Source organism: Marinilabilia rubra, from assembly GCF_003121985.1.
GTDB lineage: Bacteria > Bacteroidota > Bacteroidia > Bacteroidales > Marinilabiliaceae > Marinilabilia > Marinilabilia rubra.
In genome coordinates this window covers 154009-176310 of the sequence record NZ_QEWP01000011.1, presented here as the reverse complement: position 1 = coordinate 176310, position 22302 = coordinate 154009, and the positions used below count along the sequence as shown (strand labels likewise).

General features: G+C 39.5%; 17 protein-coding genes and 1 pseudogene. 2 read left to right on the top strand and 16 right to left on the bottom strand.

Going from position 1 to position 22302, the window contains the following annotated elements; all coding sequences use genetic code 11:
• Positions 1 to 19 precede the first annotated feature (19 nt).
• The 11 genes and pseudogenes from DDZ16_RS14045 to DDZ16_RS13995 all read right to left on the bottom strand — a co-directional run bounded on the left by DDZ16_RS14045 (position 20) and on the right by DDZ16_RS13995 (position 11980).
• Positions 20 to 1255, bottom strand: a complete 1236-nt coding sequence (locus DDZ16_RS14045; protein ID WP_198416724.1) for an autotransporter outer membrane beta-barrel domain-containing protein — start codon at positions 1253 to 1255, stop codon at positions 20 to 22.
• Between the two features lie 214 nt (positions 1256 to 1469).
• On the bottom strand, positions 1470 to 2342 hold the full coding sequence (locus tag DDZ16_RS14040; protein ID WP_109265117.1) for a KilA-N domain-containing protein: 873 nt from the start codon (positions 2340 to 2342) through the stop codon (positions 1470 to 1472).
• A gap of 463 nt (positions 2343 to 2805) precedes the next feature.
• Entirely contained in the window at positions 2806 to 3291 is a 486-nt protein-coding gene (locus tag DDZ16_RS14035) for a hypothetical protein (RefSeq protein WP_109265116.1), read from the bottom strand.
• Entirely contained in the window at positions 3288 to 4670 is a 1383-nt protein-coding gene (locus DDZ16_RS14030) for an alkyl/aryl-sulfatase (RefSeq protein WP_198416723.1), read from the bottom strand. The genes DDZ16_RS14035 and DDZ16_RS14030 overlap by 4 nt, the downstream gene beginning before the upstream one ends.
• A 41-nt stretch (positions 4671 to 4711) precedes the next feature.
• Positions 4712 to 5563: a hypothetical protein gene (locus DDZ16_RS14025; protein ID WP_109265115.1), complete on the bottom strand. Its 852-nt coding sequence runs from the start codon at positions 5561 to 5563 to the stop codon at positions 4712 to 4714.
• Positions 5564 to 5640: 77 nt separating this feature from the next.
• Positions 5641 to 6453, bottom strand: a pseudogene (locus DDZ16_RS14020) (SDR family oxidoreductase); the annotation flags it as partial.
• A 136-nt stretch (positions 6454 to 6589) separates the two neighbouring features.
• The gene (locus DDZ16_RS14015) at positions 6590 to 7444 is read right to left on the bottom strand and encodes a helix-turn-helix domain-containing protein (protein ID WP_109265114.1); all 855 of its coding nucleotides are present in this window, start codon (positions 7442 to 7444) and stop codon (positions 6590 to 6592) included.
• Between the two features lie 421 nt (positions 7445 to 7865).
• A complete protein-coding gene (locus DDZ16_RS14010) occupies positions 7866 to 8876 on the bottom strand; it encodes an META domain-containing protein (protein ID WP_109265113.1) in 1011 nt (336 codons plus the stop codon).
• Between the two features lie 554 nt (positions 8877 to 9430).
• The gene (locus DDZ16_RS14005) at positions 9431 to 10864 is read right to left on the bottom strand and encodes an amidohydrolase family protein (RefSeq protein ID WP_109265112.1); all 1434 of its coding nucleotides are present in this window, start codon (positions 10862 to 10864) and stop codon (positions 9431 to 9433) included.
• Between the two features lie 88 nt (positions 10865 to 10952).
• The gene (locus DDZ16_RS14000) at positions 10953 to 11393 is read right to left on the bottom strand and encodes a VOC family protein (protein ID WP_109265111.1); all 441 of its coding nucleotides are present in this window, start codon (positions 11391 to 11393) and stop codon (positions 10953 to 10955) included.
• 266 nt (positions 11394 to 11659) lie between these two features.
• Positions 11660 to 11980 (bottom strand): DsrE/DsrF/TusD sulfur relay family protein, encoded by a 321-nt coding sequence (locus DDZ16_RS13995; protein ID WP_109265110.1) that lies wholly within the window; start codon positions 11978 to 11980, stop codon positions 11660 to 11662.
• A 464-nt stretch (positions 11981 to 12444) separates the two neighbouring features.
• Here DDZ16_RS13995 and DDZ16_RS13985 point away from each other — a divergent pair, with 464 nt between their 5' ends.
• Positions 12445 to 12930 carry a hypothetical protein gene (locus tag DDZ16_RS13985; protein WP_109265108.1) on the top strand — a complete coding sequence of 162 codons (486 nt, stop codon included), beginning with the start codon at positions 12445 to 12447 and terminating at the stop codon, positions 12928 to 12930.
• 1235 nt (positions 12931 to 14165) lie between these two features.
• Here DDZ16_RS13985 and DDZ16_RS13980 read toward each other — a convergent pair.
• The 3 genes from DDZ16_RS13980 to DDZ16_RS13970 all read right to left on the bottom strand — a co-directional run bounded on the left by DDZ16_RS13980 (position 14166) and on the right by DDZ16_RS13970 (position 19528).
• Complete coding sequence (locus DDZ16_RS13980) at positions 14166 to 16505, bottom strand: TonB family protein (protein ID WP_109265107.1); 2340 nt, start codon at positions 16503 to 16505, stop codon at positions 14166 to 14168.
• 1394 nt (positions 16506 to 17899) lie between these two features.
• Positions 17900 to 18532, bottom strand: coding sequence for a peroxiredoxin (locus DDZ16_RS13975; protein ID WP_109265106.1), 633 nt, complete (start codon positions 18530 to 18532; stop codon positions 17900 to 17902).
• Between the two features lie 498 nt (positions 18533 to 19030).
• Positions 19031 to 19528, bottom strand: coding sequence for a metallophosphoesterase family protein (locus tag DDZ16_RS13970; protein ID WP_109265105.1), 498 nt, complete (start codon positions 19526 to 19528; stop codon positions 19031 to 19033).
• 277 nt (positions 19529 to 19805) lie between these two features.
• Between DDZ16_RS13970 and DDZ16_RS13965 the strand changes: the two genes are divergently transcribed.
• Complete coding sequence (locus DDZ16_RS13965) at positions 19806 to 20264, top strand: OsmC family protein (RefSeq protein ID WP_109265104.1); 459 nt, start codon at positions 19806 to 19808, stop codon at positions 20262 to 20264.
• A gap of 315 nt (positions 20265 to 20579) precedes the next feature.
• Here the strand turns inward: DDZ16_RS13965 and DDZ16_RS13960 are convergent, their stop codons facing one another.
• Together DDZ16_RS13960 and mnmA are read right to left on the bottom strand one after the other, a co-directional pair.
• Positions 20580 to 21017, bottom strand: coding sequence for an alanyl-tRNA editing protein (locus DDZ16_RS13960; RefSeq protein ID WP_232526691.1), 438 nt, complete (start codon positions 21015 to 21017; stop codon positions 20580 to 20582).
• Positions 21014 to 22219, bottom strand: a complete 1206-nt coding sequence (gene mnmA, locus DDZ16_RS13955) for a tRNA 2-thiouridine(34) synthase MnmA (RefSeq protein ID WP_109265102.1) — start codon at positions 22217 to 22219, stop codon at positions 21014 to 21016. The genes DDZ16_RS13960 and mnmA overlap by 4 nt, the downstream gene beginning before the upstream one ends.
• Between the last annotated feature and the right edge of the window lie 83 nt (positions 22220 to 22302).

Genomic DNA, 22302 nt, shown 5'->3' with positions numbered 1-22302 from the left:
ACAATTGAATGAATTGTTATTAAAATAATGTATATCCAATAATTATTGAAATTGTTCTATAATCCGAGCCCCATAACAAATAGTCGCCTAATATATTTCGACTTGTACTATATCTCATTTCAAGGCTATACTTATCCTCAAATTTGTAACCAAAACCCATAGCAACATTTGGTCTGGATTTTACTTCTAATGAATTTAGCATTGAATTATCCTGTCTGCAGAATTCAATAGTTGAACTACTAGCAAAATCAAGAACATAAGAAATGTTTGTAAATAGTTTTGATTTATCATTAAAATGAAAATAGTGCCGGATACCTATAGGCAATTCTATTGATTTGTAATCAACTTTTGAAACAAGAATTCCACCTGAAACATTGCTTGTTTCTTTTGATTGTTCTGATTTATAGTATTGATAAGTTGGTTCTACAATTATACGCCATTTGTTTTTATTAAAGGGTAAAATAAATTCAGCCTCCATTCCAAATCTAACACCAAAATTACTGCCAAAATTACTGCCCAACTCGGAATCTCTTGAATCAGGCATAGAATTATTTATTTCTAAGCTGCTATAATTCAAACCTGGTCGGATGGATAAATTAAAAAAATCCTTTTTTTGTATGGGTTCATAATTAATATAATCAGAACTGATACATTTATTGTATTTTATAAATATTCGTCCTAATTCTTTTCTATTATATCTAATATGTTTTAAGTCTTTTAATTGCATTCCTTCACACTTCAAATTCAGAAATAATTGCTGTTTAAAGTAATCATTCTTTGAAATTTTGTTGTCAACTAAATATCTTTTATAAACTAATTGATTTATTTCAGAATCATTTAACTTATAGAAAAATCGCGTCAAACTACCATCGGTGTAAACGAAAAACGATGCTTGTCCCTCAATGAGCACTTTAAGAAATAATAACTCTTCTTGAAAATTGGGATTTCTTTCAGAACTCATTTCATCTATTTGGTCAGAAGACCTATCAATATTGGTTTTAGCTCTGATATATTTGGAAACATTATTGATTCCAAATTCTTTTACTGTCTGAATAGTTGCTGTTTGAGCTGTATCATTTTGAAAAAGCTTGTATTCAAACTCCGTTGGATTATTTTTCCAATCAATATTTTTAATTAAACAATTAATTTTTTTGTTTGATTCATTAATAAAATAGCCTTTCTCAAAAATAATCTGAGAAGAAGATTCAATGCATGAAATTGTAATTAAAGCTATTACCAATAATTGTTTTCTCATATCGTTTAAAATTTAAACCTCTTTAACTGTTATTTATGTTACGGTGAATTCATATTAATAACTCATAACCCGGCAATACAAACCCGGGCGTTTCGTGTTTTCAGACCAACTGTGGTTTTATCAGCCCGAACGCATGGGAGAGGATAAAACGACTCTCTCAATATGCTGTGGATGCGACGGCTGACGTATTATAGCTTTGTTGCCGTTTCGTTGTTTATTTCAATTTATTTTTGTTGTCAATGTATATATCGTCTGATACTTTTTTTAATGCTTTCATAAAATTCTTTTCGTCAAGTGATTTTAGCTGAATCTTTACAATATCTCGTAATTGTCTATATCTTTGCTCTTTGTCAACTTGGTTGCGGATTAATATGGAATTAAGGTTTTCTAAATTAGCAAGAACAACAAGTTCATTTATGCTCGCAAAATCGCGAATGTTTAATCCTTTTTTAGCTTTATCCGGGTTCACTTCACGCCAATCTTTCGCTGTAGATTTGAATAACGCTACATTTAACAAATCCGCTTCCTCAGCATATATCAACCATTCTTTATCCTTATCGTAATTTTTCTCCGGCAGGATGCAATCCTTAACAGCATCTGCATGAATCTGATAATTGGTTTTTGATAAAATCCGTTTCACATTCCACTCAAGATTGTATTGGTTGCTTTCAATCTCTTTTAATCGTTGATATTCTTTAATCAACAGAAGTTTAAACATTGGACTAATCCATGAACCAAATTCAAATGCTAAATCTTTATGAGCATAAGTTCCACCGTATCTGCCAGATTTTGAGATTAACCCAATTGCGTTTGTAGCTTCAATCCATTTTTTTGGCGTTAAGTTGAAGCTATTTAATCCAGCTTGTTTTCTAAAGGTGTCGAATTCGACAGGTTTAAAATTTGGATTATTTAAAGTTTCCCATAATCCAATAAATTCTACCGTGTTACGATTTCTCATCCAATTTCTGATGTGGTCAGAACCTTCTTCTCCTTTTACCATATCGGTCAGACTTATGTAGTCTTGCTCATCTTGTTTAACAATCGAAATGAGTTTGTTTTCAACTTCTATCTGGGATTTACTTGTCATATTATAATCAAATTGTATTGGCTTCTTACAAATATACAATTCTTATTCATCTAACTTTTATTGGTTGCACTACAGCTTTTTTTCCTTACAATGAACGGCAACGACTCCATTGCCTCAATGTCCTTTCTTTTCCAAAAACAACATTGCGATTATATCCATTTTGTTTCTAAAAGCATTCACTCCCCGAATCTACCAAAAAAATTTCCATCAAAAAACAAATTATGTAAACGTTCAGAATTTTTGAGTGGATAGTAATAATCGTTGAGCAAAGGAATATTTACCGACAAGCAGAAGCTGTCCGAAAAATATAAAACAACAATAGCATGTTATGCTGAGCGTAACTGAAACATCTGTTTATTAAACGAACAGATTATTCTACAAGCTCTTTGACAAAGCTTTGGATGATGCCTGGGCTTGTGTGGCTTTGCCAATGTGCTTACAAATAGAGCAGGGTTAATAGCTCTTATCTAAGCTTACACCCTAATCTTTTTATTTGGTTAAAAATAACTGTCCAATAATTCCAAACATGAATGCAAAATATAAATATTAATAAAATACCAATCTTATTATGCAGACCTTTCAGTTGGCTCACGATGTCATTATCACGGAAAACTAACCACGAACCTATTGCTGTAAACAAACAAATAAAGTAAGCAAGGAATAAAACGATATTTGAAGTTTTAAACTTACCTTTCAGTTTGAAAAGGAAATAGTTTTTTACCCAATTTGTTTTTACAAACAGGTGAAGCAGAATGAATGGTGTACAAACCATTGAAACTGTTTTGTGAAACGCCAGCCAGAAATATCCATCCCTAGCTATTATCAAAGCTTCTTTGGGTGCTCCGGTGTGATAATAGAGCATAATTACACCGCTGGATAATAGCAGGATAAACGGCAAAAATGCAATTGTATAAATGAAAAAACGTGTATTGTCCCTCAATTGAATCATTCCTCTATTGATTTCAGTAACTGTATGGCATAACTATTCATGTAATTCCGTCCTGTAGCTGTTACCATGTTTTTGGCAATTTCCATTAAAGCTTCTGCTTTTAGGTTGATGATTTCACTATCATTTTTATCTATCGCAAGTAAATAATCAGATAACTGAGCCGCCCATTGATAATCTTCTTCTTTGAATGCCTCTAAGGCTTTCTCTTTGAGAATTTCTATCCCTCCAAGCATGTTTGCCATTCTTTCGGCTTCGGCTAGTGGAGTGAGTTTATTAAAGTTTATAGGATTACCGTCAAACCACCCTAAATAGCCATTGAAGATTGAACGAACAGCCCAATCCACACGACCGTAATATTCGATTAAATAGGGTTTGGTAGCAAGGTTTTCGGGTAGTTTTACATACTCAACCAATTGGTCGGGAGTCATACCTTTATTCATGCCTTCAATGGTTTTGTCGAATACAAATTTTATGGCATCGTGGTAATTGGTTAACGTTTCTTTTACCTTGTCTTTTCCAACTACAGGGCGAGTGTGGCCGGGCAGTAAATATTCCGAATTCTCGTTTCGCATTTTATCTATGCTTTGGTACCAGCTTTGCACATCACGGTATTGCGAGCCACGGATGGTATAAAGGTTAGGAAACGATTTGTAATAGGTATCCCCACAAAAAAGGATTTTTTGTTCTGGCATAAAAACATACATGTTGTCGTAGGTTTCACCTGAAGCAGCAACCAATTCAAATTTCACGCCGTCGATTTCAATTTGTTTTCGCTCTTCTGTAAAGAAATGTGTTGGACTAAATTCGGCTGTTTCCTTTCCACGGGTAAACATAGTTCGCTGTTTGTCGGGTTTGGCAGCAACGCCATTGTTAATATGAAGGGAATCGGGAAGAATAATACCAGCTTGTCGTCCCCCACGCACATTACCATACGTTAAGCCCGCCAGTTTACCGGCATTGGCTTCTATGTTAAAACCAACATTGTTGCCCAATGCTCCCCTTCTTCCCCAAACCTGTGGATTGCTACCTTCATCTAAAAACGCCTGAATGCCACCAAAATGGTCGCCATGCCCATGTGTGATAATAATTGCTTTTATCGGTTTGTTGGTAATCTCACGGAATTTCAATCGAAGTTTTTCCATTCGTACAGGAGACATTCCGGCATCGATTAATATAATCCCGGTTTCACCTTCAATCATCGCAATGTTACTTACATCGTAACCAACAGCAAACCAAACGTTATCTCCAAACTTGAAAATATCAGGAACAAACTCTGTGTTTTGTTCTTTTAATAAACGTGTTGCTTCTGTTTCCTGCGCATTAGTCATTGTTGTGTATAAAATTAATGCTAACACCAATATGATATTTTTTACTTTCATTTTTTTAAAATTATATAGTTTTTAAGAATCTGAATTTACAATCATTTATAGAGGTTTGATGCAATCCCTTTTAAATCTTCTTCTCCTTTACAATTGGGATATTTAGCATTCATTTGCTCAATGAATTCATCTGCTGTAGTTGCCTTTTCGGCAATTTTTTTCATTGTTTTCAAATATTTAATCTGAAATTTTAAGTCTTCAGTTCCGGCTTCACCAATTCCGTGAGAGCCCAGAAGTAGAGAGTATCCTCCTTTTTTTGCTTTCATAGCATCTGCCAAAGCACCGTCAATTGCTGATTTGCTGTTAATTTGGTTTTTAGAAGCATGCATACCTTTAACCGGAACAAAATGTTGGTAATAAACTTTTCCTCCTATGGCAATATTTACACCAGGCATTCCGGGAACTGCTGTTGGTTCGAGAACATATTCCACGCCGTCAACGGTAAATTTTGTGTTGGCATCAATATGTTCATCAAATTCAACCACTTCCGTATCCATAACACCATTAAATGCTTTGTCGAAAAATCCCAGCATACCTTGAGCAGCATCCGATTTCATAAATTCTGCCATGGGTTTCGTAATCACTTTATGTTCATTTTTATAAACTTTCAGTCCGGCAGCATGGAACGATACCAGTACTTTTTCGATGGGTTTGTTGAGTTTTTGAGTGTAATCCATAAATTCTTCCACCTTTCCCTTAAAAGCTTGGGGCTCTATTATTACCAAGCTGTTTTTTCCTTCAACAATAAACGACACATCTGCCATGGCATCGAAAGATGCATAGGTATGTAAGGTGAAATTTTCAAATTGGTCAGTTGTAAAATTTGCTTTTGGTTGTGCATGCACGGAAATGGCTACGATGCATGTAATAATTGCTATAAATATGTTTTTCATTTTTTAAAATTTTTATATTGAGACCGACATCCAGTATCAACCTCAATGGTTGTTATTTATATTTTCCTGAATAAAGTTTATGATAGTGCCACCTTTACCGATTCGGCGATAGGTGTAGTTCGACGCCCCAAAATATCGGTTAGATGATTGGTGTCGCAATACAAGTCTCCTTTAGATGCATTCACATCCCAACTGGCAAAAGCATTGGCCATTCCTTCAGGCAAACCTATGTTTTTAAGAATGTTGGCATACTCCTGCTCCGGAATATCCTTGTAGGGAATTGATTCTCCTGATTGTTTTGAGACTTCGGCTGCTAAATCTGACAAAGTATAAGAACTGTCGCCGGCTAATTCAAAAGTCTTGCCTTTATAGCTTTCGTCAGTAAGCACAATGGCTGCTGCTTCGGCATAATCGGCACGAGGTGCAGATGAAATTTTACCGTCTTTGGCGCTTCCTAACAATGCTCCACCTTTCATTGCTCCGGGTATTGGCATGGTGTAATTTTCGGAATACCATCCGTTACGTAAAATTGTGTAGGTGATACCCGATGCTTTTAGTGCTTTTTCTGATGCGATATGCTTCCCTGCGATATTTATTTTGGTCGTGTCGGCACGCAAAAGGCTGGTGTAAATAATCCACTTGACGCCCGCTTTTTTAGCTGCATTGATTACATTGGTGTGCTGAGTTGCTCTTTGACCAAATTCGCTTCCTGAAATGAGCAAAAGGTGGTCGATACCTTTGAGTGACTCTACCATTATTTCGGGTTTGGTATAATCAAATTCACGAACTTCAACACCTAAACCTGACGTTTTCTCAAGGTTACGCGCTAATGCTACGATTTCTTCGTTTGCGATTCTTTTTTTTAGTTGTTCAACAACCAACTGTCCGAATTGACCTGTTGCTCATGTAACTGCTATCTTCATAATGTATTTTTTAACTGTTTTTTGAATTAAAATTTACATTACAAAAGTAGGGTGCCAGGCAAAACGGGGAAAGGTAAAAAAGTGCCTTTGAATGGTAAATGAATTATTCGTTTTGTTGCCGGTACTCGGTGGGCAGCATTTTCATTCGAGTCTTAAAATATTTCGTAAAATTTGTTGGGTCTTCAAAACCGATTTCATAAGCAATCTCTTTAATTGATAACGTAGAATAAACTAAAAGGCGCTTTATCTCTAGTAAAATCCTGTCATCAATGTATTTTTTTGCTGTTATATTCTGGTATTGTCTTATACTGCCGTTGAGTTGTTTCTCCGATACATTTAATTGCTCACATAAGTCAACCACCCTAACTTTATAGTTTACATTCTCTTCGAGCAATTGTCGAAATTTTAAAAACAATTCTAACGAATCATTATATACAATATCGGTTCTTTGCCTCTTGTTTCGTTCAATCTGAATTAAAAAGTTCTTCAACAAATTACGTTGATATTCAGTCGTATTGAATTCAAGTTTTTTTTGTTGTTCAGAAACCATCTCATCAATTAATGTATAAACCGCCTGATTAGCAATACTGCTAATCGGATTAATGGTGTGCAGAAAGATGGTGAAGTCAAATAAATAGCTATAATCAAGGTTTTCTTTTATCAAAAAATCAGGAGTAAATAAAATGGCATATCCTGCAAGGTTTGGGTTTAAAGTAAAACGTTGTACTTGCCCCATAGCTACCGGAATAACAGTATTTTCTGAATAGGCTATAAGTTGGAAATCAACTTCATGAATGCCTCTGCCTTTGGTTATAATAAGTATTTGATAGAAGTTTAAGCGATGTGCTTTTAAGGCTTTATCTTTATGTGTCATTATTTTGCTCAAATCAACTATTTCTACACCTAAAGCTGTTTGCTTGTTATTAAAATCGTATGTTGATATTTCGGATTTTTGCATCTAAGTTTTTTACTAAAGTCAAATAACTATAAAAGTAATCTATATTTTTTTATGAATCTCTAATTGTCGATTCGACCTGAAATGAGTGATGGCAAAAAAACAACTCTTCCCGCAAAAATTGGTTGAAGCGTTAGCCTGTGCTTTTTTGCGGGATATGTTGTTTTGTGGGCGAGGTTTCTTTGTCTTTGTGCGGGGGGAGAAAAAACAAAAAAGGCAATACCGAAAAGCTTGATAACGCTTTACGGCATTGCCCCCGGCAATTTTTTCAATTTATATCCTAATAGTCCGTTAAACTTTCACAAGAGTCATTGAATCATCTGTTTGCGCCTAAAAAGCATTTTGTACTAATATGCAGACCTTCCGTGTTGCACGATTCGTTTTAAATCTCACATCTAAAAATATAACGATCTATTCGGATTCCTTAATCCCCTTTTAAAAACCTAAGCACCTCCTTGTTATCGCTATCCAGAAGAATGAGGTTCACCCCTTCCAGGCGGTAACCGGCAACCTGGTTAATGGCTTTCAGGTATTGGTCCGGAACTTGCATATCGGAACACATTTTCCGGGTTGAAGCCAGGTTACCGAATTGAATCGTTTCACCTGTTACTTCTTTAATAGATCCGGTGTAGTTGTTACAGCCATCGGACCCATAAACTTTCATTTTCGTAAGGTTTATTTCCAGGCGTGGAAACGAGTTCTTGCGAGTTACAGGTTCGCCAAATATTTGAGTGGCATTCCAAATGTCATGAAGTCTTTTATTAGCTTCGTTGGATTTCAGGAAAGACAGAACCTTTTCCCCGTGCTGGTTAAAAAAATTGAGTCGCCCCTCCTCCACAATATAAGTAGCCACGCTATTAACAGCCTCGTAATATTCAGGCTCAACATTATCATTCAGGCAGGCTTTTTTAGTACTCATGATGGGACCAAACCGGATGCTATCCTGCGTTAGTTGCTGAATAGTACCGGAATAATTGTTACATCCGCTGTAACCATTGACCCGCATCTCAGACAGTCGTATTTCCAAATCAGGCAAGTTGGCTTTTTTATTAATGGGATGATTATTCAAACCGGCCAGCCTCCAATTACCTTTTATCTGAGTTCGTTTATCCGGTTGTTTTACCAGTTCTTTTATCAAAGTATATTTAACAGAAGAGGCATCGGCAGGCACCTTCTCCTTCCTCTCTTCTTTTACTTTAATTTTCTTCAGATAACCCTCTTCAAACTCGAAATTCTCAATTTGAGAATAGAAGTTTTCCCATTCTGCATTTTCTAAATTTTCTCCTCTGTGTACATTCATGCATTGCATTTTTCCGGCACCTGCCGGGCATTCTGTTTTAATGCCGCTCACCCACATTATGGCGCTTTTCTGACTGCCACATGATTGAAAAATCATAAGTCCTAAAAGCCCGGATAAAAAATTGAATCTACTCATCTATTTGAATTTAATAATCTTTACTATACCACAATTTACTCTAACCTTCTTTATTCACAAATTATTTATTCCGATGCTCAACTACCTGCGAACTACAATCGTCCTCAATAAAATTGATTTGAAAATAATTTATTATTTCCTGCATTCATTTTATTTGCGGTTAATTGTATTTCCTGATATTTGAACATCTCATTACAACAATTCATGAATAAAGCAGGCTAAAGCCTTCTTCCATCAAAAACAAAATCAGGTTTAAAGTTAAACTTAGCGGATAGACGCCAGTTCCGGAAAATGGTTGCCTGGAAAAAGTTATGGAAATGCAGATTGTTTCAAAAACAAAGGCATATACAATCAAAGAGAGGGTATCTCAAAAGTCCAAATTAGCTGTCATTCTGAGCTTGTCGAAGAATCTGTTCTTCTGATAAACAGATGTTTCGCCTCCGCTCAACATGACATATTTTAGATGATTTATACTTTTGAGACAATTTCTTCCCTTATAGCCAACACCTTATTCACATGACTCTATTCACTGACAGAGCATAAAGCCATGACCTCTATTTCTCCACCACCGAATTCTCCACAAACCGAATCAGTGTGGCCAGTAAACCATTTCGGTTTCTCGATTTTTCTTCGAATGAATTTAAAGTATATCTATCCAGCCCCCTCCCGTTAACAAACACCATATCAGGCTTTTTCAGGACACCCGGATCAATCAGAGGATTATTATCCACAAGAATCAAATTGGCAATCTTCCCTTTTTCAATTGACCCCATATTATTTATAATCTTATGAGTTTTGGCGGCATTTATGGTGGCTGCCTTAAGCACTTCAAAGTTCGAAAGACCGGCCTGCCTGTAGAAAGAAAGCTCCTGGTGGATGGAATATCCCGGAACGGTAATGCCAATACCTGCATCCGTGCCACAAACAATATTAACACCGGCATCATGCAGTTTTCTGATGGCCAGAAGATGAAATTCGTGTTGATTCTTTATGCGGCTGACAACGGCAGTGTCTTCCATTTTAGCATTATGCCACCGGTCAAACTGGGTATGGCTGTCTAGCATTTTTATGGCAGGATTCATATATTGCACCATGCTGTCAGACAGGATCTCATCATCCTCAAGCATATTGTAAATGTTATAAAACGCCATAAGTGTAGGACACATTGAGGTGTGAGGTGAATCGGCAAATTCATTAGCCAGTTGGTTAAGCTTTAAGGTGTCGAGTTTGTAATCAAGGGCCCGCTGTACAATATCCTCAGCATGTTCAATGCTTGCAATCTGCGAGTTGAAATGATATGTATAGGGCACCTTATTAGAAGGATGCGCTACAATATCCATCCCCGAGATGGCAGCCTGATCAATGACAGCATCAAAAATATCCTTTGGTAAACCATAGTAAGTTTTAATAAAATCGTAGCCCCTCTTTTTGTAGGATCGCACCCTCTCACGACCTTCCTCAGGCGCAAAGATCTGAAGGTTATCAGACCCAATAAACTCAGGACCGGTGAGTTTGGGCCCGGTGGTAAAAAAGGAAGGTGAATAAATCTTATTATTGCTGACCGCCTCCTTAATTCTCAGGTGCATGGGCATTCCCCAAACGTTTCTGATAGCAGTCACCCCGTTTGCCAGATAGAGACCAAGCTCGTAACGGTCCCAAAGGTGAACGTGCATATCAATAAGTCCGGGAAGCAGATACTTATTCTTTCCTTCCACTACTTTTACATTCTGAACATCGATAGCCTCCCCAATCGCCTCTATCTTACCCTCCCTGATGTACACCATCTGATCCATCAGAATGGTGTCGCTGGTCATAGGGATCACATTTACATGGGTGACCAGACAAGTGCCGGCATTGGCCAGATCTTTATTTCGATTTTTCAAATAACGTGTCTGGTATTGGTCAATAGCCAAAACACTAACCACCACCAAAAAAATCACCCCGATTATGACAAGGGCAATTTTGACAATCCACTTAAATATTTTCATCCACTAAGAGTTTGTTCTTAAATATCGCTGAAAAAGAAGGTTAAACCATGGTCGTGGAGGAGTCTGCGATATCAGAAAAGGCACCCCCCTATTCCCATGCATTCAAATCGACATTGATCATCCAGTTTATGCCAAACTGATCCGTCAACATTCCGAAATAAGCTCCCCAAAAGGTCTTATCCATCGGCATAATCACTTTTCCGCCTTCTGATAATCCTTTAAAAATGCGATCGGCCTCTTTAGCGGAATCGGTACTGATATTTATTGAAAAATTATTGCCGGAAGTAACCGGAGGGCCAAATCCTTCGATGGTATCACTCCCCATCAGCTGTGTTTCCTGACTAACGGGCAGACTCATGTGCATGATCTGTCCCTTTTTATCTTCAGGAACCGGTTGCATTCCTTCCTGCGGAGGCATTTCACCAAAGGTTCCAACATAGGGAAACTCGCCGCCTAATACGGACTTGTAAAATTCAAAAGCCTCCCGGCAATTACCATTAAAGGTTAGATAGATGTTTACCGTTGTCATGATTCCAATTTTAGGAGTTAAACACAATGACAGAAATGATTTTACACGAAGAAATATTAATTGTTACCACATGAAAACCAAAATATAAAACACCTATACCTGTTACAATACTCCGTTAAACTTTTATAAAAGTCTAAAGTTCAATCTCTTGGGGATGAATAGTTTTTCGTCTTAAAGCCCGGATTATCAGTGTTATATGATCTATCTTAAATCTTATATCTAAAAGTCTAACGATCTATTGTGTTAATTAGTTCATGCGAAAGACTTTAAAACGTCACCATTTTATCCGCCCACTCCACCAGATCCACACAGTCGTTCATGGTTGAGATGGGACAAGCTTCGGAACTGTCGAGTTGTCTTGATTTCAAACAGGTGCCACAAGCAAAAATTTCACCACCGACCTCCACAAAGGCCTTGAGTTGTTCATCTACATTGTATTTCTCGTGGATCAGCCCTTCGCATTCTACGGCCTCTCCCATTAAAAACAGTTTTACCTCGTGCCCTCTCTTTTTGGCAGCGACAGCAAACCGAAAAGCGTTCCATGCCTTTTCAAATTCTTTTGTTTCTAAAATGATTCCTAATTTCATGAAATAGCAGTTTTAAATTACCAATAATCAACATGCCAGTCTCAGAAAAGTTATCTGACTATTTAAGTTTTTCGTCTTCACAAACGCAAAATTCTGATTCCGAAAAACAGCAATCGGCAAAAAAATTCAAAAAAATGCCACTTACTTTCTGAATGACGGAAGTTAATTTCTGAATGGCGGGGTTTGCTTTCTGAATGAACAATATTAAGTTAAACAGAGTTGATAAAAAACGTCCTGTAAACCGCATTCTACCGTTTAGCAATTTTCAGTATTACAACCTATTAAATTCATATTTATTACCTTCGATCTGGTTTTTACACAATCTTATAATTAAAAACGCAGAATTGGTTAAAAACCAAAAAACAGGTAACCCGCCAGCTGGTCATCTCCCGGGAACGTTTTTGGCGAGACATTCAGGAAGAGGAGGCTGACGGGCCCTGCAATGATAATTTAAATATTTTATTATGGCAATAGAAAATTTATTGTCTGTAACTCTTACCCAGGAGGAATTAACCCAGCTGGATGAGAACATCAAAGCCATTAACAATGTGTTAAGCGGCAAATGTATCAGTTTAACCCCGGATGAGCGCCAATCATACGCCAGACTTGGCGACGGAAACACCAACTGGTCGAGAAAGGTGATTAAGTACATGGGCGATCAGCCCGAGTTTACCCCTTCGTTTGTTGATCCCGGGGAAACCATGGCAGATTTTGAAACCCGCGAAGCATTAATTCCACGCTTTCGCAAACTGGAGGCCATCATGGACATGATTGACGACACCATGCTGGTACTCGGTTCTGATGTTTATGAAAGCAACCTGGCTTATTACCAAAACATCAAGTTACTGGCCAACCAGAACGTAAACGGAACAAAAGCCATTTATGAGGATTTGGCTTCCCAATTTCCGGGAGGCCGCCCAAGAAAGGTTAGTAATCCGGATGACAATTAAATTATTTAAGCCACCTCACAAGGGTGGCTTTTTTCTTTACACCTTTCCCGAATCAACAATGCCGCTGTCCCAAAAGCAAAATAAATTGCAAACATTTAAGTTGAAACCGGATAAAAAAACCAGAACACAGATGACGCAAATATGGCGGATGAAAGCGAATAAAATCTGCGTCCCATTAATTAAGACTTCTAAGTTTCAGGTCCATTCTTTCTCCCTTTTGAGTGTCTGCATAACCCCTTACCGAAGGGGTTATTACCCCTTACTGAAGGGGTTATTTTCCCCTACCTAAGGGGTTTTTTCCCCTTACTGAAGGGGTTATTATCCCCTGCTGAAGGGGTTTTCATCCCGTTACCAAGGGGTTTTCATCCCGTTACCAAGGGGTTTTCATCCCGTTACCAAGGGGTCTTCATCCCGTTACCAAGGGGTTTTCATCCCCCGGGAAAGGGGATCTATCCCTTTTTATATCCGCACTGCCTCAGGGAGACGTTAGATTATTTGATTTAAGATTTTTAGATATCCAGAACATCACGAAAATCCGCAGCCTACGCAAATCGATTTATTATGAACACCATTAAACCGATTACTGAATACTGACCACTTATTACCGATTATTAACTCAAGCTCCATGCCCTTATCCCATCCCTAACGGGACTCAAACCTATTTTTTCGAAATTTTGTTCTACCGACATCTCAGCCCTAACGGGCCTTAAATCAAATAACCATTACAACCATATCCAGGCCACCAGATTTCACCCTCACAACCAAAGTCCCGGAGGGACGTAATATCGGTAGAAAATTACCTCATTAAAGGAAACAAGTGCCGTAGGTACGGGATAATTTTCAATAGCAATAAACAGTGATCATTAACCACCGCCCCCCTCTCTATCTGCCCTTGCAGGGCGCCATAATTTCTATGCTCACTCTTTCCCGGAACGTTGCCCCGGGCTGATTTCAACCGGGCCTTCAGCCCGTTTCTGAACACTGGCTTCCCTGTGCCCAAGGCTTTCACCCCCCCGGAAGACATTAGATTATCAGATGTAAGATTATTAGATACCCTTAGCTTTTCAAAACTTCCAGGTCTGGACAAACGATGTAACAATCAGCAATATTCCACCCTCTAACCATTTCACCGTTTCACCATCCTGCCCTTCTCCCCTTCCCAACAAAAAACCCGGCATGCAAGTGCACGCCGGGCCATTTTATATTCCACTCCTTCAAAAAAGCTTCAATTAGTTTTATTCACTTTTATCATCATCATCCAGTTCAAAATTAACAGGTACCGTAAAAGTCACCGGAACAGCTTTCCCCCGCAGTCTTCCGGGTTTCCATTTTGGCATTGATTTCACAACCCTGATAGCTTCTGCATCAAGCGAAGGGGAAACTCCACGAGCAATTTTCACATTAGTAACATTTCCTTCTTTATCAATTATAAAAAGTACATAAACCCGCCCTTCAATGCCCTTCTCTTTAGCTTCCTTAGGATATTTAAGATGTTCGGAAAGATACTTTTTCAGGGCTGCATCCCCTCCTGGAAACTCAGCCATATCTTCGACAATAAAAAAGACAAGAGCTTCTTCCACTTCCTCTTGCGCTGAAACAGAGCTAAAATTAATTACTCCACTACTGGTAACATCCGATTCTGAAACATTAAGTACCATTTTGGATTCTCCATCTACAGCATTGTTACTAACTCCATCAGGCAAAGGATTAGGTTGTTTGACAGTTTTTTGCTCGCCTCCTTTGTTAGATATAACCGAATCGACTGCTATAAATGAAGTATACTTTGTAAGAAGGTTGTATTTCAATCCAAGGTTGGTAATTTCCTCTTTTAAGGCCTCCCTTTTCTCTGACGAACCATAACGATAACTATCTAAAGAAGCATAGTCACCTAATAAACGCACCTTTTCGCGGGCCCACAAATATTTCAAAGCCTTATTCTCATGATCATCAGCCTGAATATTAAGATTCTTTGAGATTTCACTTGCCCCGGCTGTTCCGGTGACTTTCAGAGTTCCTGATGGCTTTCCGCGGTATTTTCCCGAGATGATAATGGGTCTTTGGCCAAATAAGTCAGGAATAAATTCCGGTATAACATCATAAGCATTAAACCCTTCAAAGCTGTAATCAATGCCTGTCAGCACAGGTTGAGAAATGTATTTTTCAAATTTCTTTGCCTGTTTCACAGCCTCTTTTTCATCCATCGCCACAAAAGGTTCTCCATATCCCACATGGGCCATTCCTTCAATTAAGTGACGATTTACTCCCGAACCTATTCCAAAAGAAAAGAAGTTGGCCTTCCCAAGATTATTTCGAATATAATCGAAAGTCTGGTCTTCTACAGAAACATAACCATCGGTCAGAATCACAAAGGACCTGGCATAATTTCCCATTTGGTTTAATCCCATGGCACTCTGAAGGGCATTTATGAGTTCAGTTCCACCACCCCCATTCTGGTTGTCAACAAAACTCATAGCATTCTCAATATTCTCTTTTGTGGCAGAGATGGAATTTTCTTTATAAATGTATGAGCCGCCTGCAAAGAAAACGATATTGAAAAGATCCTTATCGCGTAATCCACCGAGAAGGTTTTTCATCAATTTTTTCGAGACGTCCAACGGAAATCCATGCATGGAGCCTGAAACATCAACAATAAAAACATATTCCCGGGCCGGGATATTCTCAGGTTCAACCCGGGCGGGAGGCTGCATCATGGCCACAAAGAATTTTTCACCATCCGGATTATCGTACAGCAACACCCCGGTTTCAATCTGATTACCTGCCAGTCGGTATTGCATTACAAAGTCGCGATTACCGCCGTCGGGTTCTTCCATAGCCACGGTGGCAGAAGATTTTTCCTGATATTCAATTTTGTTTTTGTGGGTTTCGCACCGAATATCCTGAATAGGCAGTCCCGTATTTAAGCTAATACCAATATCAAGGGTGGAAGTTGGCTTCTCCCCCTCTTTCAGGTAAGGATTCTCTGTCCAATTTTCGGTTTGTTCCTCCGCCATTTCTCCTTTGCTCACGTAACGGGGACCAACCACTGTGGGGTAAACAAATTCATAGACTTTGTCGGAAGGCACCAGTAATTCGGTATAGGACATTTTTACCTCAACGGTGGCGCCGGGGACAATGTTGGCCACATTCATTTTAAAAACATTGGGCCGTTTTTCTTCGAGCAAAGAAGCAGTTTTCCCTTCCTTCTTAGCCTCTTCATACTTTTTGCGGGCTTTCTTTTTCTCTTCAATTTTGGCCATAATGATACGGTCACCCACTTTCATTTCCATTTTATAAACTGCTGCCCGGGTGGAAGCGGGAAAAACATAAATGGCCTCGATAACAGACTCACCAGCATTGACGTAAGTCTGATTAACCGTTACATCAGCAATAACACCGGAAATATCGACATCAACATCAGTCGATTTCAGTGGCAGACTGGCTTTTTCGTCAGCACCGGATAAAACAACGAAATAGGGAGAAGCGTTTTTGTCCTGTGCTTTGGCAGAAGTAATGAAGCAACCAGACAAAATAATTAACAAAATAGCTGCTTTTGTAAAAAGATCCTTTGTTCGCATGGTAAAGTGCTTTAGGAGGGTTTAACAATGAAAGAAGAGAGAAAATCAGTTTACTAAACTGACTTTTAGTTCGTGTTCCCTTTATCTAAAGCTACCAAAAAATAAAAATCAAAAAAACATATTAAATGACCATTTGAATTTTTTAAGGTATTATTAAGTTTCATTATACTAGTGAAATATCCGGCACTAAAGCAGCCAATAAGCCAATGCAACTGCTATAAACAAACATAATTCAGATTAAACACTATACTTAATGAAACAGTTTTTAACAAAATTGTATAAAAAGACACTTACAAAACCTCTTTAGTTCTTCAGCCAGGAATGGAAAAGATGGTTAGATACTCACGACTACTATAATCATGTGGGCTCTGTACTACTCTTATATCTCGCCCATTCAGGGCTCTTAATACCACTGGTATTTTCATTCCCGGGGCTTTACCCCGGGCTTTCTGATTTCGGGCCGTTGGCCCTTTTTCCCCTATGCTCCAGGCTCCATGCCCTTATCCCATCCCTAACGGGACTCAAACCTATTTTTTCGAAATTTTGTTCTACCGACATCTCAGCCCTAACGGGCCTTAAATCAAATAACCATTACAACCATATCCAGGCCACCAGATTTCACCCTCACAACCAAAGTCCCGGAGGGACGTAATATCGGTAGAAAATTACCTCATTAAAGGAAACAAGTGCCGTAGGTACGGGATAATTTTCAATAGCAATAAACAGTGATCATTAACCACCGCCCCCCTCTCTATCTGCCCTTGCAGGGCGCCATAATTTCTATGCTCACTCTTTCCCGGAACGTTGCCCCGGGCTGATTTCAACCGGGCCTTCAGCCCGTTTCTGAACACTGGCTTCCCTGTGCCCAAGGCTTTCACCCCCCCGGAAGACATTAGATTATCAGATGTAAGATTATTAGATACCCTTAGCTTTTCAAAACTTCCAGGTCTGGACAAACGATGTAACAATCAGCAATATTCCACCCTCTAACCATTTCACCGTTTCACCATCCCACCTTTCTACCCTCTCTCCATTCCCCCCGGAAGACATTAGATTGTTAGATCTAAGATTTTTAGATATCCACGTGGCCTATAAAATCCCTATCCCCCCAACAATCGACTTATTATGAAAAGCATTAAACTGATTACTGACCACTGATCACCCTCGCTACCTGCCTTTACAGGGCGCCTTAATTTCCATGCTCACTCTTTCCCGCGATGTTGCCCCGGGCTGATTTCAACCGGGCCTTCAGCCCGTTTCTGAACACTGGCTGAACCATGCCCTCTTACCGTTTCACCATTCCACCTTTCTACCCTCTCTCCATTCACACAAAAAAAGGCCGTCCCGAAATGGAACGACCTAAAAAGCTATGTAATCCGAAAATTAAGTGGTATCTAGTTGTTTCCGAGATAGCTGGCAATACCTTCCTGAGTAGGATTCAATGCCTGTTCTCCTTTTTGCCAGTTGGCAGGACAAACCTCTCCGTTGGCTTCAAAGAACTGGAGTGCATCTACCATTCTCAATACCTCATCAACGCTACGCCCAAGAGGCATATCATTTACCACCTGGTGACGAACAACGCCTTCTTTATCGATAAGGAACAAACCACGGTAAGCTTGTGGGTTTCCATTAAATACAGCCTTACCTTCCTCATCGTAATCCCATTCACCGGCCAAAACATCGTAGTTTTCAGAGATTGTCATGGCGCTGTCGGCAACTAAGGGGAACTTAACACCTTTGATACCGCCTTCGTTTTTGGGAGTCTGAAGCCATTTCCAATGACTGAACTGCTGGTCGGTAGAAACACCGACCACTGCTACGTCGCGACTTTCGAACTCAGCCAGCTTCTCCTGCATGGCTACAATCTCAGTGGGGCAAACAAAAGTAAAATCTGCGGGGTAAAAGAAAAACACAACATATTTTTCACCCTCGTATTGTTTAAGTGAAAAGTTTTCTACAATTTCTCCACCATTCACTACAGCAGGTGCTGAGAATTCAGGAGCTTTTTTTCCAACTAATACAGACATAAATATAAGTTTTTAGTTTTCTACAATTAGAGTTTTCAATTATCTCTCTTCACAAAATTACAAAACAAACCTCCCGCACCAATTATTTAGGTATCTTTTTACCTGTTTATTTATCTATATGATATAGATGAAATTTATATTGCTTAGATATCACAAATTTCCCTTCAATGATTCGCAAAAAATTTTGTTTAATAATGGGGGAAATTCTGCAGCTGATAAAATCGATCTTTCCTGCATTGCTCCTATTCGCGCAGCGGTAAATGAAGGGAAATAAAAACCGTATTGAAGGAGACAGAAGCCGCGAAGGGGCGGTATAAAACTTGCCTCGAACGCAGCTCCGCAGCTTATTTTAATTCTTAAAATTATTCTTTCTACTACCACTCTACCGCCGTTCTGCTGATTTCAAAAACCAACGAGAAACACAGCACAAAGGAATATTTTTCTACCTTCAATCCTTGCAACTAACCACAATTGACTATCACTAAAAACTATAATCCCCTACCCTCTCTTGCCCAGCTCAATTACCTCAAGGTCTTTTACTTCGCCATTATCAATGGCAAAGCGAACGGCGGTTCTCATCTGGTGAAATCCCGAACGACCAGCGGCACCGGGATTAATGTGCAGGCAACCAATATTTTTATCGAACATTACTTTCAGTATATGACTGTGACCGGATATGAAAAGCCCCGGGGGATTTTGAAAAAGACCATTTTTAACTGTCGGTGAATACTTTCCCGGATACCCGCCGATATGGGTCATCCACACCCTCAGACCTTCACATTCAAAACGCTGATGCTCTGTAAGCCGGGTTCTTAATTCCCAGTCATCAATGTTGCCAAAAACAGCACGGCAAGGCTTAAATGTTTCCAGGTCAGTCAAAACATTTCCGTTACCAATATCCCCGGCATGCCATATTTCATCCACCTCCGAAAAAAGATCAAAAAACCTGGGATCCAAAAACCCATGTGTATCAGACAGTAACCCTATTTTCCTCATTACTTTTAAAACAATTTAAGACCTACAACTCTTGGTTTTAGAAATTAAATATATAGATTTGCATCAGCAAAAGACACAATTATGAATAATATCACTTTCGCATCTGCAACCAACACCATCCGTCGTCGTAAAATGATGATGTGTATGTGTACAGGCATGCATTATGCGGAAGAGATTACGGTGTTTTAATTGACCATAACAATCAGTTTATTACCCAACAAGAGGCTCTTCCAAACAGGGAGGGCCTTTTTTTTATTAAAACTTTAATTATTTATTTATGCCAAAAGTAACATTTTCCCTTTCGGGACAGAATGAGAGTCCGACTAAATTCGTAGCCAAAGCGCGCAATTTCGAGATTGTAATTGATGAACCGGCGAATCTGGGCGGAACAGATCATGGTCCCAATCCGGTTGAATACATCCTGGCCGGTTATGCCGGTTGCTTAAATGTAATGGGCCACCTGGTTGCAAAAGAGCAGGGTATTGAGCTTCAAAAACTGGAGATTGAGCTGGAAGGCGATCTGGATCCCGACAAATTATTTGGAAAACCTACCGATCAGCGTGCCGGTTACCAGGAAATTCGATTAAAATTAAAACCCCAGACTACTGCAACACAAGAGCAACTTGACAAGTGGGTGGAAGAGGTAGAAGCCCGTTGTCCTGTTAATGATAACCTTGCCAATATCACGCCTATAAAGGTGGCAGTTGAGAAAACGCTTGGGGTGTCTTCTAACTAAGAAAGATACAGAATGCCAAATACTCGGGGTTGGATGCTGGGGGTAGAGGTTAGAGGTTAGATGCTAGAGTTTAGATGTTAGAGGTTGGAGGGTAGAGGTTAGAGGTTAGATGCTGGAGGTTAGAGGTTAGAGGTTGGAGGTTAGATGCTGGAGGTTCTCACCTACGATATTATTAATTCAATCTTTATTTCAAGTATCTGGATTCCAGTATCTAACCTCTGGATTTCAGTTTCCAGCATCTAACTTCTAACTTCCAGCTTCCAGCATCTAACTTCTAACCTCACCTTGAAAACCGCCTTCTTCGGCCATAAACAATCAAGGCCGCTTTAACTTAAACCGCAATCTCAACACTCCCTCTTCATTAGAAGTAGAACCGAGAACAAACTCCCCCACTTCAGAGGTGTTTGATACGTGTTCCCCGATGCAGGGACAGGCGTCATAATCACCAATTGTCACAATACGAATATTATCTTCCGCATCATCCGGTAATTTTCCCAGATTATAACGTTTTTCGGCTTCCTCTTTACTCAACCAGTGTTCTTCTACCGGCAAATGGCGTTGAAGTTGCTCATTTACAGAATCTGAAATGGCTTTTTCCTCCTCCGGGGATAACGCCCGGTTAAATTCATAATCACATTTCGACTTCTTTCGCTCCAGATGATTAGAAAAGGACCGCTCAATCCCAAACATCTGAACCATGGTCTGATTCAAAACATGCTCGGCGGTATGCATATGCGGGTCATATCTTTTCATGAAATCACCCCCGATCCGGTTAGCTCGTCGACTTCATACCAGGCAGCAAATTGTCCGGCAGTGATGCCACGTTGCGGTTCATCAAAGACAATGAACAAGCCATTTTTGCGTTGATAAAGCACTCCATCCTGAAGCGGCTGACGGTAACGGATCCTCACTTTCAGTCGGCGTGATTCACCAGTTTCCATAGCCAAATCGGGCCTTAGCCAGTGAACCTCTTCGTTGTTTATTTTTAAAACTTTGCGAAATAATCCGGGATGCTTTTTCCCCATCCCCACAAAAACCTGATTGTATTCAACATCTGTTCCAATCACGAACAAAGGTTCGGGGAAACCACCTAAATCAAGACCTTTACGCTGACCAATGGTATAGAAGTGTGCGCCATTATGCTCGCCTATCTTTTTTCCATATTCGGGATGAAAGGGATATGCTTTTGCAAGGATTTCCAGATCCTCATCACACGGCTCATTTTCTGCAAATTCCCATTTCCGCTCAAACAATTCGGAATCAGATGGCACTAGAAAGACCCGGCCTTTTTTGGCTTCCAGCTTCTGCTGCAGAAACACGGGCAAATCAACCTTACCAACGAAACAAATACCCTGAGAATCTTTCTTATGAGCAGTAATTAGCTTCAACTCTCCCGCTACTTTTCGCACCTCAGGCTTCACCATATCGCCAATGGGGAAAAGTGCTTTAGCCAATTGTTTTTGCGAAAGCTGGCAAAGAAAGTAGCTTTGGTCTTTGTTTCCGTCAATCCCCGCCAATAAACGGTGCATTTCACCATTTTCGGTCTGAATGGTCTCTTTCCGGCAATAATGTCCTGTAGCTACATAATCAGCCCCCAACTCAAATGCCTTTTCCATAAAGACATCAAACTTAATCTCACGGTTGCATAAAACATCGGGATTGGGGGTTCTGCCTTTTTCATATTCCGAGAACATATAGTCGACTACACGGGCACGATACTCAGTGCTCAAGTCCACAAAGTGGAAAGGAATATCCAGCTTACGGGCAACAGCTTCTGCATCGAATTTATCATCCAGCCACGGGCAATCGGCCTCCAGCACACCTGTTGTGTCGTGCCAGTTTTTCATAAACAATCCAATCACTTCATACCCCTGATCTTTCAACACACGGGCAGCCACACTGGAATCCACGCCTCCCGAGAGGCCTACTACTACTCGTTTTTTTTGACCTGCCATTCATTAAAATTTTGAGGTGCAAAGTTAATGGTTTTGTGCGAAAATCAGGGCCATATAAAAACGGGAATACCTGTAATTAAGAG